We start from the raw sequence: 13,529 nt of genomic DNA, 5'->3' as shown, positions 1-13,529 counted from the left end.
GATAGGCAAATGAGGTTTTATGCGGCAGGCGTATGTTTTGCGCCGCACCGCCGCTTGACAGTCATCGGGAGGGCGCGCAACATCGTTCGTGTACAAATGATAACTGCACAGTCGGCTGGCTTTGACATGGTGACTGAACCTACGAGCGCCGCCATCGACAAGATCCGCTGCGATGCGTGTCCGGTGATGTGCTACATCAAGCCGGGCGCGGCGGGCGCCTGCGACCGCTATGCCAATCACGAAGGCAAGCTCGTCCGCGTCGATCCGCATGTGATCCTGGAGCGCACCGTGTCGCATGGCGGCAAGCTCGTTCCGTTCAGCCGCACCGAAGATTGGGACGGCAAGATCGTCCACGAGCCTTCCACCTTTGTAACGGCGATCGGCGCGGGGACCACCTATCCCGACTACAAGCCGGCGCCGTTCATCGTCTCGGCGGAGGTCGATGGCGTCGACATGGTGACTGTCGTCACCGAGGGCATCTTCTCGTACTGCGGCATCAAGGTGAAGATCGACACCGACCGTTATCTCGGGCCGGAGACGGCGACCGTCCGTGCACAAGGCGAGGCGGTCGGTCATGTCACCACCAGCGAATACGGTTCGCAGATGCTGTCGCTCGGCGGCGTGCACCATCTGACCGGCGGCTCCAAGAAGGAAGGCCGCGTCACCTGCGACACGCTGATGGACCTCGCAAATTGCAAGGCGGTCGAACTCACCATCGACGGCGGCGCGAGCGTGGTGGTGCAGGCCGGCCAGCCGCCGATCGTCAACGGCATGAAAGAAGAGCGCATGCGCGTCGGCTGCGGCTCGGCGACCATCGGCATGTTCGCCAAGCAATGGCACGGCAAGGTCGACGAGGTCGTCGTGGTCGACGACCATATCACCGGCGTGCTCTCGGAGCACCAGGCCGGCAAGCTGCTCGACATCGCCGATACCGGCATCAAGATGAATGGGCGCCGCTCGACGCCCGGCCGCTATTTCCAGGTCGCCGATCCCGGCACGGGTTGGGGCGGCACCAATATCTCCGATCCGCTCGCAATCCTGGGACCGTTCGACGCGAAGGAGGCCAAGCCTGGCCTCTCGATGCTGATGGTCTCCACGACGGGCGAGCATTCGTCCTATTACGTGCTCGACGAAGCCTTGAAGCCGGTCGAGACCGAGATGCCGGAGGACCTCAAGTTTTCGGTCGAGCGCATTCAGGAGAATTGCGAACCGGCGCTGTGTACGGTGCTGTTCATGGCGGGCGCCGGTGGTTCCTTGCGGGCGGGCGTGACCGACAATCCGGTGCGGCTGACGCGCTCGGTGAAGGACGCGCTGACGCGCGTCACCAGTGGCGGCGCGCCGGTCTATGTCTGGCCGGGCGGCGGCATCACCTACATGGTCGACGTGACGCAGATGCCGGCGGGGGCATTCGGTTACGTGCCGACGCCCGCGCTGGTGGCGCCGATCGAATTCACGATGAAGCTGTCGGACTATGCGGCGCTCGGCGGGCACATGGATTATGTGAAGCCGCTCGCCGAAGTTCAGGGCGGCGACGATGTCCGCCAATTGCCCTGGCAGAACCCGATCCCGGGACCCCGGGCATGACAAGGCTCCCGCAAATCGCGTTGCTGTCTGACGGCCGGCGGCTGCATTTGCAGGATGGACCGATTGACCTGATCGTCGAGGCGGGGGGGGCGGCCGACGCAGTGCGCGAGGCCTATAAGGCTGCGGCCGAACGGTTCACCGGGCTTCTCGACGAGCTCTGCGCGGAACTGCCGGAACTGCGGACCGCTGTCGAGGAGCGGACCTCGTTGAGAGGCGTTGTGGCGCGTCGCATGCACGCCGCGGTGGCGCCCTATGCCGGTGATGGCTTCATCACGCCGATGGCCGCTGTGGCCGGCAGCGTGGCGGAGGAGGTGTTGGGCGCAATGCTGAACGCTGCGGCGCTCGATCGGGCCTATGTCAACAATGGCGGAGACATTGCCCTGCATCTCGGCGAGGGCGAGCATTTTTCGGTCGGCCTGATGGACCGGCCCGATCGCGACGGCGTGATGCGGACAATCAGGGTGGACGCCGATGATCCCGTGCGTGGCATTGCGACCAGCGGACGGCACGGCCGCAGCTTTTCCCTCGGGATTGCCGATGCGGTGACCGTGCTGGCCGGAACGGCGTCGCAAGCCGACGCGGCCGCGACGATCGTTGCGAACGCCGTCGATCTGCCGGAGCATCCCGCCATCATCCGAAAACCTGCGAACGAACTTCAGCCCGACAGCGATCTTGGCGCGCGGCTCGTGACCCGCAACGTTGGTGGATTGTCGCAGAACGAGATCACCACCGCGCTCGAATCTGGCGCGGAATGTGCACGGCAATTATTCGATCGCGGATTGATCGAGGGTGCCGTGTTGCAGCTTTGTGGTGATATGATTGTCATCGGGACCAAGGATATTGAACGGCAACGATCGCGCCCGCTTGTACAAGAGAACGCGGTCCATGCCTGAACTGGGAAGCGGTTTGAGGAAACAATCATGAGCGCGATCATCCGCAAGATCGTCACCGTCGTCGAAGAGACGCAGATGGAGATGGGCCGCCAGGTCTCACCGCCGACGCGGCGTGCGGCGGCGATCGCCGTGATCGAGAATCCGTTTGCTGGAAAGTATGTCGAGGATCTCTCGCCGCTGATCGCGATTGGCGAGGAGCTCGGCGAGCTGCTCTCGAAGCGCGCGGTGGCGGCGCTCGGCATCGACGGGTCCAAGGCGCAGAGCTATGGCAAGGCCGCGGCCGTCGGCGAGAATGGCGAGCTGGAGCATGCAGCCGCCATCCTTCACCCGAAAATGGGCGCGCCGGTGCGTAAAGTGCTGGGCAAAGGCGCTGCGCTGATCCCGTCGTCGAAGAAGCGCAGTGGACCCGGCACGACGCTGGACGTTCCGCTGGGCCACAAGGATGCAGCCTTCGTGCGCAGTCATTTCGATGGCATGGAAGTGCAGATCAACGACGCGCCGCGCGCCAACGAGATCATGGTCGCGGTCGCCGTCACCGACAGTGGCCGTCCTTTGCCGCGCGTCGGCGGGCTGACCGTTGCGGAGATCAAGGGCGAAGACGGACTGCGTTAATCTTTTCAGAAAGTGGAGGTTGGGATGCGAGCAAAGAACTATTTTGTCGGGGCGGCGTTCGCGCTGTTGGCAAGCGGCATGGCTCATTCGGCCCTTGCGCAGGACATCAAGATCGGCGAGATCAACAGCTACTCGCTGCTGCCGGCGTTCACTGAGCCCTATCGCAAGGGCTGGCAGCTCGCGGTCGAAGAGATCAATGCGGCCGGCGGCATCAACGGCAAGAAGCTCATCGTCGTCTCCAAGGACGATGGTGGCAAGCCGGCAGATGCGCAGACCGCGGCCAACGAGCTGGTGTCGAGCGAGGGCGTGGCGATGCTGACGGGTACGTTCCTGTCGAACATCGGTCTTGCGGTCAGCGACTTCGCCAACCAGAAGAAGGTGTTCTTTCTGGCGGCCGAGCCTCTGACGGACGCCATCACCTGGTCGAAAGGCAACAAGTACACGTTCCGACTGCGTCCTTCGAACTACATGCAGGCCGCGATGCTGGTGGAAGCGGCCAGCAAGCTGCCCGCAAAGCGCTGGGCGACGATCGCGCCGAACTATGAATACGGCCAGTCCGCGGTCGCGGTGTTCAAGAAGCTGATGTCGGAGAAGCGGCCCGACATCCAGTGGGTCGATGAGCAGTGGCCGCCGCAGGGCAAGATCGACGCCGGTCCGGTAGTGCAGGCGGTTGCCGCGGCCAATCCCGAAGCGATCCTCAACGTCACCTTCGGCGCCGATCTCGTCAAGCTCGTGCGCGAAGGCAACACCCGCGGCCTGTTCAAGGGACGCGAGGTCGTCTCCTTCCTCACCGGTGAGCCGGAATATCTCGATCCACTCAAGGAGGAGACACCCGAGGGTTGGATCGTCACCGGCTATCCCTGGTACTCGATCAAGACGCCCGAGCACGACGCGTTCCTGAAGGCCTATCAGGCCAAGTACAACGACTATCCGCGCCTCGGCTCGATCGTTGGCTACCAGACCATCAAGTCGGCGGCGGCGATCCTGGCGAAGGCCAATTCGACCGATCCGGAGAAGCTGATCACTGCGGCGGAAGGACTTTCGATGCCGTCGCCGCTGGGCGAGATCACCTTCCGCAAGATCGATCACCAGTCGACGCTCGGTGCCTATGTCGGCAAGACCGCGCTGAAGGACGGTAAGGGCGTGATGGTGGACTCGTCTTACAAGAAGGGCGCGGACTATCTACCAAGTGATGCCGAAGTCGAGAAGCTGCGTCCGAAGGATTGATCCAAAGTGAGACCGGGGCCTCGTGGTTCGAGACGCGCGGCGCAGCCGCGCTCCTCACCATGAGGGTCCCGACCTCATCCTGAGGAGGCGCGTAGCGCCGCCTCGAAGGATGAAGCCTAATATTGCGACTTACGCTTAACCCGGACCGCAGATGGCCTTTTACGTCGTACAGTTTCTGACCGGTCTCGCCAGCGCAGCGTCGCTTTTCCTGGTGGCGTCGGGCCTGTCGATCATCTTTGGCGTGACGCGGATCGTGAATTTTGCGCATGGCGCCTTTTACATGATCGGCGCCTATGTCGCCTTCACGCTGACGGAGCGCCTGTCAGGTGCATTCGGCTTCTGGGGCGGCATCGTGGTGGCGGCGTTCGCGGTGGCGCTGATCGGCGTCATCGTCGAGATGGTGCTGCTCCGGCGCATCTATCACGCGCCCGAGCTGTTCCAGCTGCTTGCGACCTTCGGCCTGACCTTGATGGTCGAGGACCTCGTCGTCCTGATCTGGGGCCCAGACGATCTCGTGGGGCGCCGTGCGCCCGGCTTCAAGGGGGCGATCGACTTCTTCGGCCAGAACATTCCGAGCTATGATCTGTTTCTGATCGTGCTCGGACCGGTCGTGCTCGGCATTCTCTGGCTCTTGTTCCAGCGCACGCGCTGGGGCGTTCTGGTGCGCGCAGCGACGCAGGACCGCGACATGGTCGCGGCGCTGGGCGTCAATCAGAAATGGTTGTTCACGAGCGTGTTTGCGGTCGGCGTTTTCCTCGCCGCTCTCGGCGGTGCGCTCCAGATCCCACGCGATGCCGTGCATCATGCGATGGATTTGCGCATCATCGTCGAGGTCTTCGTCGTCGTGGTGATCGGAGGCCTCGGTAGCATCATCGGCGCTTTCGTCGCGGCTGTGCTGGTCTCCGAGCTCAACGCCTTCGGCATCCTGATCTTTCCAAAAATCTCTATCATCCTGGTCTTCCTGGTGATGGCGGTGGTGCTGATCGTGCGGCCCTGGGGCTTGTTCGGCAGGCCCGAGGCGCCGGCCCGCAAGACGCCGGGTCTCACCGTCAATCCCTGGCGACCGCTGACGTCGAATGAGCGGTTGGCTGCGTTTGCAGCGCTCGTCGTCGCGGCGACACTACCGCTGTTCGCCGGCAATTATGCACTGACCGTCGGCTCGGAGATCGCGATCTCAGTGATCTTCGCCGTCAGCCTGCACTTCCTGATGTCGGTCGGCGGGCTCGCGTCCTTTGGTCACGCCGCCTATTTCGGCCTCGGCGCTTACGGCGTCGCTTTCCTCGCCAAGATGGCCGGACTGCCGATGATCGTCTGCCTGTTGCTCGGTCCGCTGCTCGGCTGCATGGGCGCTGCCGTGTTCGGCTTCTTCGCGGTGCAGCTCTCCGGCGTCTATTTTGCGATGCTGACGCTCGCCTTCGCGCAGATCGTCTGGTCGATCGCGTTCCAGTGGGTGAGCGTCACCGGCGGCGACAACGGCATCCTGGGCGTCTGGCCCTCGAGCTGGGCGGCGAGCCCATCGCATTTCTATTGGCTGTCGCTCGGTGTTGCGGCGCTCGTGACGATCGCTTTGCGGGCCATGGTGTTCTCGCCGTTCGGCTATGCGCTGAGGGCGACGCGCGACTCGCTGCTGCGCAGCGAAGCGGTCGGCATCAACACCAAGCGTATCCAGTGGACCGCCTTCGTGATCGCGGGCACGACCGCGGGCATTGGCGGCGCGCTGTTCGCCTACCTCAAGGGCAGCGTCTTTCCGGACAATCTCGGCATCTCGCTCTCGGTCGACGCCCTTGTCATGGTGCTGCTCGGCGGCGTCGAGACGGTGTCGGGCGCGGTGATCGGCGCCATCGTCTACAAGGCCTTGAACATCTGGCTGGTCAGTCAGACCGACCTGTCAAAACTCGTGCTCGGCGGTTTCATCGTTCTGATCGTCGTCGTCTTCCCCAAGGGCATCGTCGGCATGCTGGAGATGCTAGCGCAGCGCCGCAGGAAGACGTCGCCGCCGGGGTCACCCTTGCTTGCCAAGCCGATCGAGTCCGCCGAATGAGCGTCGCGCCCCCACTTCTCGCGGTCGAAGGACTGACCAAATCCTATGGCGGCGTCCATGCCGTGCGCGGCGTCTCGTTCTCGCTGCGCGCCGGTGAAATCCTGGCGCTGATCGGACCGAACGGCGCGGGCAAGAGCACCTGTTTCGACATGCTCAATGGCCAGAACAAGCCTGATACCGGCCACGTCCGCCTGCTCGGCGAGGACACAACCGGCAGGAAGCCGCGCGAGATCTGGCGGATGGGCGTGGGTCGCACCTTCCAGATCACCGCGACCTTCGCGACCATGACGGTGCGCGAGAACGTGCAAGTCGCGCTGATCTCGCATGGCAAGCAATTGTACAATCTTTGGGGCTCGGCGCCGAACTTCGACCGCGGCGAAGCCGGGCGACTGCTCGAGCTGGTCGGCATGGGCGGTTACGCCGATCGCCCCTGCGGCGAGCTTGCCTATGGCGATCTCAAGCGGCTCGAGCTCGCCGTCGCGCTCGCCAACCAGCCAAAGCTGCTGCTGATGGACGAGCCGACCGCCGGCATGGCGCCGCGCGAGCGGGTCGATTTGATGCGGCTGACCGCGCAGATCGCCCGGGAAAAATCGATCGGCGTTCTCTTCACCGAGCACGACATGGACGTGGTGTTCGAGCACGCCGACCGCATCATCGTGCTCAACCGCGGCACGCTGATCGCCGAGGGCTCGCCCGCCCAGGTCCGCGGCAATCCGCAAGTGCAGGCGGTCTACCTCGGCGAGGGCCTGCTTTACGAGGCCGGGCATCGCGAGGGAGCATCGGCATGAAGCTCACGGTGCAGGACCTCAATAGTCATTACGGCCCGGCCCATATCCTGTTCGACATCGGCTTCGAAGTCGGCGAGGGGGAAGTCGTGGCATTGCTCGGCCGCAATGGCGCCGGCAAGTCGACGACGTTTCGCTCGATCGTCGGGCTCGTCGCGCAGCGCTCAGGACGGATCATGTTCGAAGGCAAGGATGTCTCGGCGCGTCCGACACATGAGATCGTGCGGGATGGGCTTGGTTACGTGCCGGAGGAGCGGCGTATCTTCACCGATTTGACGGTGGAAGAGAATCTCGAGGTCGGCCGCCAGCCGAAGCGCCCGAACGCGCCGCACTGGACTCGCGACAAGCTGTTTTCGCTGTTCCCTAACCTCGGCGAGATGAAAAATCGCCCGGGCGGCCGCATGAGCGGCGGCGAGCAGCAGATGCTCACCATCGCGCGCACGCTGATGGGCAATCCATCGCTGGTGCTGCTGGATGAGCCCTCGGAAGGCCTGTCGCCGAAAATCGTGGAGCAGATGGTCGAGGCCATCCTGACCATGAAGAAGGAGGGCGTCAGCATCGTCGTCTCCGAGCAGAATCTGCATTTTGCGCGGCTGATCTCCGATCGCGCCTATATCATCGAGCGCGGCCGCATCTGCTTCGGCGGCACCATGGCCGAGCTCGACGCGCGTCCGGATATCCGCGACGCGCATCTGTCGTTGTGAAGGCAAAGGGCAAGGGCATCGAGCGGATGGCGAGAAGCGTCGCGGCGAAGAAAAGCGTCAAACCGGCAAAGCCGCCTTATGTGCTCGACGAGCAGGTCGGCTTCATCCTTCGCCAGGTCTGGCAGCGCCACAGCGCGATCTTCTCTCGCGAGATCGGCACCAACATTACGCCGACGCAATGGGCGGCGCTGTCGAAGCTCGCCGAGGCCGGGCCATGCTCGCAGAACCAGCTCGGGCGCCTGACGGCGATGGACGTGGCGACCATCAAGGGCGTGATCGATCGGTTGACGGCGCGCGGCCTCACCGAGACCAGCCAGGATCCGGAGGATGGACGGCGGCTTCTGGTCAGCCTGACGCGCGCGGGCCAGCAATTGGCGGAAAAGGTCGCGCCGAATGCGCTTGCGATCACACGAGAGACGCTGGCGCCGCTCGAGGCAAAGGAGCGCGAGATGCTGATGGCGCTGTTGAACAAGCTGCGGTGAGGCGCGACTAACCTCGGTGAAGGTCTTGTCGAGGTTTTTGACATGAGAGCGGCGACCCGGTTTGCTATGGCTCTGGGCATGAGTGTGATGCTGGCGGGCCAGTCTGCTCCCGCCCTGGAGGCGCAAGCCTATGAGGGGTTCTGGGCGTCAACCAAAAAGGATTGCCGCGACGAGGACAGCGCCAACCGCATGAGCATCGAGGGCGGCAACCGTCTCTATTGGTACGAGACCCGGTGCCGCGCCAGCGAGATCACTGCCGACGGGAAGCTCGCCTGGAAAATGAAGCTCGCCTGCGAAGGCGAGGGTGAGAAGTATCGCTCCAGTCCCCGGGTTTCCATTGCCGCGGACGGCAAGCTGGTGATGGACAACAGCCCGGTCGGGCCGGGCAAGCGCCAGACCTATGTGCGTTGTGAGATAGCGAAACCGCGGTGATCCTGCTACGTCTTCCCCGGCCATTTTGCGCGATAGCGGATTTCGCTGCCATCGGCGAGCCGCCGCCACGTTCCGAACTCCGGCGTATGCGGAGCCGAGGCCGTCAATCCGATCGGGTAGATTCGGCTGGGCTGTCCCTGGATGTTGACGGCGAGTTGCCGGTGCGAGGTTCGGAACGCCAGTTCGACTTCGCCTGCGATGACGGGCTGATCGCCGTCACTATGGAAGCCAGCTGCGTTCAATTCGCCCGGCATGGTGTTGAGGTCCGTCTGCAATTCGATGGTGATATCTTGCGGTGATTTCGGCACTGTTGCGCCGGCCGGAAGGCGAACCTCGAAGACGAGCAGAGGAGTGGCGCCGTTTCGGTTGAGCCAGGGCGTGGCCGTCATGTACGCGACGCCCAGGTAGGTGGCGGCGGCGGCCACGCAAAGCAGGACCACGACACCAAGCGATTTCAGGCTGTTGCGCGCGAGACCGCTATTGCCTGCATCCGTGCCGGAACGCGTTACCAGCCAGCTGGCAAGCACCACGCCAGCGATCGCTCCGATGGGTGAGTAGACGAACAGTGCCAACAGGCCAGACGTGATCGGGTCCGCCCGGTTGCCCAGATCGAGCACTGAAAACAGCACAAAGGTCGCGACATAACCTCCGACCGCACCGGCTACACCGGCGGCAATCCGCGACGAATTCTTCATGTCTCCCTCGGCGTTCCAGCAATGAACTGCCTGCGTTAGACGCAGCAGGCCGACGACTTGTTCAATGCTGTCAAGGGAGCACGGGAGCGGCGAGCCGCTCCGGCTGCGTCACTTCGCCACCACCTCGGGCACCCTGCCGGCCGGCGGGGTGTTGCGGCTGCGCTGGGTGCGCACGATACCGTCAATGATGGTCATGCCGATGCCGGGGAGGTCGCCGAGTTGGACGCTGTCCAAAATGTTCTTGCCGGCCGAGTGCTGCGCCTTGTCCATGATGACGAAATCGGCCGAGCGGCCCACTTCGATCAGGCCGCAATCCAATTCGCGCATCCGCGCCGTGTTGCCGGTCGCCAGGCAAAACGCGACCTCGGCCGGGAGGTCGCCAAGCGAGGACAGCATCGACACCATGCGGAGAATGCCGAGCGGCTGCACGCCGGAGCCGGCCGGCGCATCGGTGCCGAGGATGACGCGGTGCAGATCGCCCATCTCGCGCGCAATGCGCAACGTGAACAGCGCCGAGCGCTCGTTGCCATTGTGAACGAGCTCGAGGCCGCGCTTGCAGCCCTCGCAGATGCAGCGGATCTGGTCGTCGGGAAGCGCGGTGTGACCGCCATTGATGTGGCCAACCACGTCGGTGTCTGCCTCAAGCACCACATCCTTGTCGATCAATCCGGAGCCGGGGATCGAAGGACCGCCGGTGTGGATCGTGCTCTGGATGCCATATTTGCGGGCCCAGCCGACCATTTTTCGCGCCGTGGGGCCGTCCTTGACGCCGCCCAGGCCGACTTCGCCGAGCAGCTTGACGCCGGCTGCGGCCAACTCCTTGAAGTCCTCCTCCACCATCTCGCACTCGATCACAGGCGCGCCGGCGTGAACCTTCACGCCGCCAGGCCGCAGATTCCAGAATGCACGCTGCGCGAAGATGGCCATCGCCTTCAACCCCACGACGTCGCGCGGGCGGCCGGGCATATGCACCTCGCCGGCGGAAATCATCGTGGTGACGCCGCCATGCAAATTGCTGTCGATCCAGCCGATCTGGTTCTGGCGCGGCGTCCAGTCGCCCGCAACAGGATGGACATGGCTGTCGATCAGGCCGGGCGCCACCGTGGTGCCGTTGGCCTCGACGATGGTGGTCGCGCCTTCGGTGTTGAGGTCCTTGAAGCGGCCGATCGCGGTGATCTTGCCGTTCTCGGCGACGATGGTGTCGCCGTCCAGGATCGGCTTTTCCAGCGCGCCGGACAGGATCAGGCCGATATTGCGGATCACGAGCTTCGAGGGTCCGGTGGCCTGGGGTGCGTCATGCGCCATGGAATGGGTCCTTGTCCTTAACTGCAACGCTTCCGATCTTGGGCAGCCTTGACCGCGGGATCAAGCCGGATTATTCATTAGTATACAAATGATCGTATACAAACGACGCATAGCTGCCGCCTTGAAAACCGCCACGACGCGCCACGGAAGGGTGAGATGAGCAATTTCAATCAGGAAGCCGTTTTGAGCGTCCACCACTGGACCGACACGCTGTTCTCCTTCAAGACCACCCGCAGCCCGACCTTCCGCTTCCGCAACGGCGAATTCACCATGATCGGGCTCAAGGTCGGCGAGAAGCCGCTGCTGCGGGCCTACAGCGTCGCCAGCGCCAATTACGAGGACACGCTGGAGTTCTTCTCGATCAAGGTCGCGGACGGCCCGCTCACCTCACGGCTCCAGCATCTAAAGGAAGGCGACGAGATCATCGTCAGCCGCAAGGCCACCGGCACGCTGGTGATCGACAATCTGGAAGACGGCCGCAACCTCTACCTCATCGGCACCGGTACGGGCCTTGCGCCGTTCCTGAGCGTGATCAAGGACCCCGAAACCTACGAGCGGTTCGAGAAGGTCGTGCTGCTGCACGGTTGCCGACACGTGAAGGAGCTCGCCTATGGCGAGATGATCACCGAGACGCTGCCCAAGGACGAGCTGATCGGCGAGTACATCCGCAACCAGCTGATCTACTATCCGACCGTGACGCGCGATCCCTTCCGCAATCGCGGGCGCATCACCGATCTCATCACCTCGGGCAAGCTGTTTTCCGACATCGGCCTGCCGGCACTGGAAGCCGCCCACGATCGCGTCATGATCTGCGGCAGCCCGGCGCTGGTGGCGGATACCCGCGTGCTCCTCGGCGAGCGGGGTCTTGTCGAGGGCAATCACGGCGAGCCGGCCCAATTCGTGGTCGAAAAGGCCTTCGCCGAGCGCTGAGCCCGGAACCCCGCGCAAGAAGACCGTATTTTCGCCGCCGCGCGCCCGTTGCGGCGTCGATTCGGCACGCGATACACTGTGGGAACGAATCAGCGGAGTTCCCACATGGTTGCGGACAGCGACAGCAATATCGCCTGGCACCGGGTTCAGTTGAAGAAGAACCGCGCCGAGTTGAAGACGCTCGAAACCGCGCGCTTCACGATGGGCGAGATCGCGTCTTCGAAGCGGAACGGCCAGACCCAGAAGGCGCTCGGGGAACTCAAGCGCAAGATCCTGCAATCCGAGCGCGTGATCGCCGATCACGACAAGCGCACGCGCCGTCCGCTCACCACCGACCTGCGAAGCCTCAGCAACGGCAGCTGGAGCAATTGGGACGCCTACACCAACCAGCAGCAGCGCAAGATCGGCCCGCGTTCGCCGGGGCGGGGGTAGACTCGACTCTCACGCCTGCACCGAAGCCGAAGCGGAGGTTCCGTATCCCTTGCGCGGGCGGCGTCGTGCACCATCTTGGTGAGACCCCGTCAACCGCTTCGGTGATCACATGGCACCACGCCTCGATTTCACCAGCGAGGCCTTCTTTCGCGATCCGCCCAAGGCGATCGCAACGTTGCGCATGTCCGGTCCTGTGGTCGCGGCGCGATTTCCTCTCGTCGGCGATGTTTGGATCACCACGACCCATGAGGCCACCGCGCAGGTCCTGAAGGACGGCACCGATTTCACGCTGCGCAAGGAGGATGGGGACGTCGCGGGTTTGCGCTGGTGGATGCCGAACTACGTCAGAACCATCGCCAACAACATGCTGACAATGGACGAGCCTGACCACACAAGGCTGCGCAGCATTGTTGACGAGGCCTTCCGCCGCCGCGCGATCGTCGCGATGGAGCCGCACATCCGCGCCATCGCGGACGGTCTCGCCGACGAGCTGTTCCTGGCAGGAAGCCCGGCCGATCTCGTCCAGCGCTATGCGCGCATCCTGCCGCTCGCGGTGATCTCCGAGCTGCTCGGATTGCCGTTGGCCGATCGCCCCCGCTTCATCGCCTGGGCCAATACGATGTCCTCACTTACGAACGTCGCCAGCTTCTTCCGCATGCTGTTCGCGTTCCGCAAGATGCGAGCCTACCTCGAACGGCAGCTGCAGATTGCCCGCGTGCGGGGCGGCGAAGGCCTGATCGCGGAGCTGGTTCAGGTCGAGCGCGAGGGCGGCCAGATCACGCCGGACGAAATGGTGTCGATGGTGTTCCTACTGCTCGCGGCGGGCTCCGAGACCACCACGCATCTCATCAGCGGTTCTGTCTACGAGCTCCTCAGAAATCCCGGCGTCCGCGACTGGCTGGCACAGGACTGGAGCCGCGTCGGGCTTGCGGTGGAGGAATTCCTGCGCTTCGTGTCGCCGGTGCAGTTCTCCAAGCCCCGCTATGTGAGGCGGGATATCGAGCTCGCGGGCGTGCGTCTCAAGAAGGGCGATCGCGTCATGGTGATGCTCGCCGCCGCGAACATGGACCCGGCGATGCATGAGCGCCCCGAGAGCCTCGATCCCGCGCGCAAGCCGAACCGTCACATGTCCTTCGGAACGGGCATCCATTTCTGCCTCGGCCATCAACTCGCGCGCATCGAGGCAGCGTGTGCCCTGGAAGCGTTGTTTGTGCGATGGCCGCGGCTTGGCTTTGCTGTGGACGTGTCTCAGATCCACTGGCGCAAGCGACCGGGCATGCGAGCGATCGCGAACCTCCCTGTCGCGCCCGACGGCCACGCAGCACAGGCGACAGCATCAGCTGGATCGATGTTGGTTCGTTCCCAGCCAGTGGCCTGCTGAGACTTACACCTTGCGGAAAATTTCTC

General features: G+C 63.9%; 14 protein-coding genes. 12 read left to right on the top strand and 2 right to left on the bottom strand.

The features are described from left to right. Positions 1-126: 126 nt before the first annotated feature. The 9 genes from BcanWU425_RS24520 to BcanWU425_RS24480 all read left to right on the top strand — a co-directional run bounded on the left by BcanWU425_RS24520 (position 127) and on the right by BcanWU425_RS24480 (position 8,760). Positions 127-1,584: a 6-hydroxynicotinate reductase gene (locus BcanWU425_RS24520; protein WP_162496408.1), complete on the top strand. Its 1,458-nt coding sequence runs from the start codon at positions 127-129 to the stop codon at positions 1,582-1,584. Then, complete coding sequence (locus BcanWU425_RS24515) at positions 1,581-2,477, top strand: UPF0280 family protein (RefSeq protein ID WP_204510913.1); 897 nt, start codon at positions 1,581-1,583, stop codon at positions 2,475-2,477. The genes BcanWU425_RS24520 and BcanWU425_RS24515 overlap by 4 nt, the downstream gene beginning before the upstream one ends. 27 nt (positions 2,478-2,504) lie before the next feature. Beyond that, on the top strand, positions 2,505-3,089 hold the full coding sequence (locus tag BcanWU425_RS24510) for an amino acid synthesis family protein (protein ID WP_085352760.1): 585 nt from the start codon (positions 2,505-2,507) through the stop codon (positions 3,087-3,089). 24 nt (positions 3,090-3,113) lie between these two features. Continuing rightward, entirely contained in the window at positions 3,114-4,316 is a 1,203-nt protein-coding gene (locus tag BcanWU425_RS24505; protein WP_018459318.1) for an ABC transporter substrate-binding protein, read from the top strand. Positions 4,317-4,467: 151 nt separating this feature from the next. Then, positions 4,468-6,357: an ABC transporter permease gene (locus BcanWU425_RS24500; protein ID WP_085352762.1), complete on the top strand. Its 1,890-nt coding sequence runs from the start codon at positions 4,468-4,470 to the stop codon at positions 6,355-6,357. Next, positions 6,354-7,145 carry an ABC transporter ATP-binding protein gene (locus tag BcanWU425_RS24495; RefSeq protein WP_018459316.1) on the top strand — a complete coding sequence of 264 codons (792 nt, stop codon included), beginning with the start codon at positions 6,354-6,356 and terminating at the stop codon, positions 7,143-7,145. Before BcanWU425_RS24500 ends, BcanWU425_RS24495 begins: the two co-directional genes overlap by 4 nt. Continuing rightward, positions 7,142-7,846, top strand: a complete 705-nt coding sequence (locus tag BcanWU425_RS24490; protein ID WP_007592446.1) for an ABC transporter ATP-binding protein — start codon at positions 7,142-7,144, stop codon at positions 7,844-7,846. The genes BcanWU425_RS24495 and BcanWU425_RS24490 overlap by 4 nt, the downstream gene beginning before the upstream one ends. A 26-nt stretch (positions 7,847-7,872) precedes the next feature. After that, positions 7,873-8,328 (top strand): MarR family winged helix-turn-helix transcriptional regulator, encoded by a 456-nt coding sequence (locus BcanWU425_RS24485; protein WP_007592445.1) that lies wholly within the window; start codon positions 7,873-7,875, stop codon positions 8,326-8,328. 42 nt (positions 8,329-8,370) lie between these two features. Next, positions 8,371-8,760, top strand: a complete 390-nt coding sequence (locus BcanWU425_RS24480; RefSeq protein ID WP_204510914.1) for a hypothetical protein — start codon at positions 8,371-8,373, stop codon at positions 8,758-8,760. Between the two features lie 5 nt (positions 8,761-8,765). On the opposite strand, the gene BcanWU425_RS24475 is transcribed toward BcanWU425_RS24480, so the two are convergent. Together BcanWU425_RS24475 and BcanWU425_RS24470 are read right to left on the bottom strand one after the other, a co-directional pair. After that, positions 8,766-9,455, bottom strand: a complete 690-nt coding sequence (locus tag BcanWU425_RS24475) for a hypothetical protein (RefSeq protein ID WP_085352764.1) — start codon at positions 9,453-9,455, stop codon at positions 8,766-8,768. A 108-nt stretch (positions 9,456-9,563) separates the two neighbouring features. Beyond that, the gene (locus BcanWU425_RS24470) at positions 9,564-10,760 is read right to left on the bottom strand and encodes an amidohydrolase family protein (protein ID WP_018459312.1); all 1,197 of its coding nucleotides are present in this window, start codon (positions 10,758-10,760) and stop codon (positions 9,564-9,566) included. Between the two features lie 156 nt (positions 10,761-10,916). Between BcanWU425_RS24470 and BcanWU425_RS24465 the strand changes: the two genes are divergently transcribed. From BcanWU425_RS24465 to BcanWU425_RS24455, 3 genes are all read left to right on the top strand, one after another. Beyond that, a complete protein-coding gene (locus tag BcanWU425_RS24465; protein WP_018459311.1) occupies positions 10,917-11,690 on the top strand; it encodes a ferredoxin--NADP reductase in 774 nt (257 codons plus the stop codon). Between the two features lie 105 nt (positions 11,691-11,795). Then, on the top strand, positions 11,796-12,122 hold the full coding sequence (locus BcanWU425_RS24460) for a hypothetical protein (protein ID WP_204510915.1): 327 nt from the start codon (positions 11,796-11,798) through the stop codon (positions 12,120-12,122). A 109-nt stretch (positions 12,123-12,231) separates the two neighbouring features. Beyond that, on the top strand, positions 12,232-13,503 hold the full coding sequence (locus tag BcanWU425_RS24455; RefSeq protein WP_231188621.1) for a cytochrome P450: 1,272 nt from the start codon (positions 12,232-12,234) through the stop codon (positions 13,501-13,503). Positions 13,504-13,529 lie beyond the last annotated feature (26 nt).

Source organism: Bradyrhizobium sp. WU425 (assembly GCF_021052305.1).
Taxonomy (GTDB): Bacteria; Pseudomonadota; Alphaproteobacteria; order Rhizobiales; family Xanthobacteraceae; genus Bradyrhizobium; species Bradyrhizobium canariense_D.
Note: the sequence above shows the minus strand (reverse complement) of the source record. Positions and strands in the feature narration are given on the sequence as shown.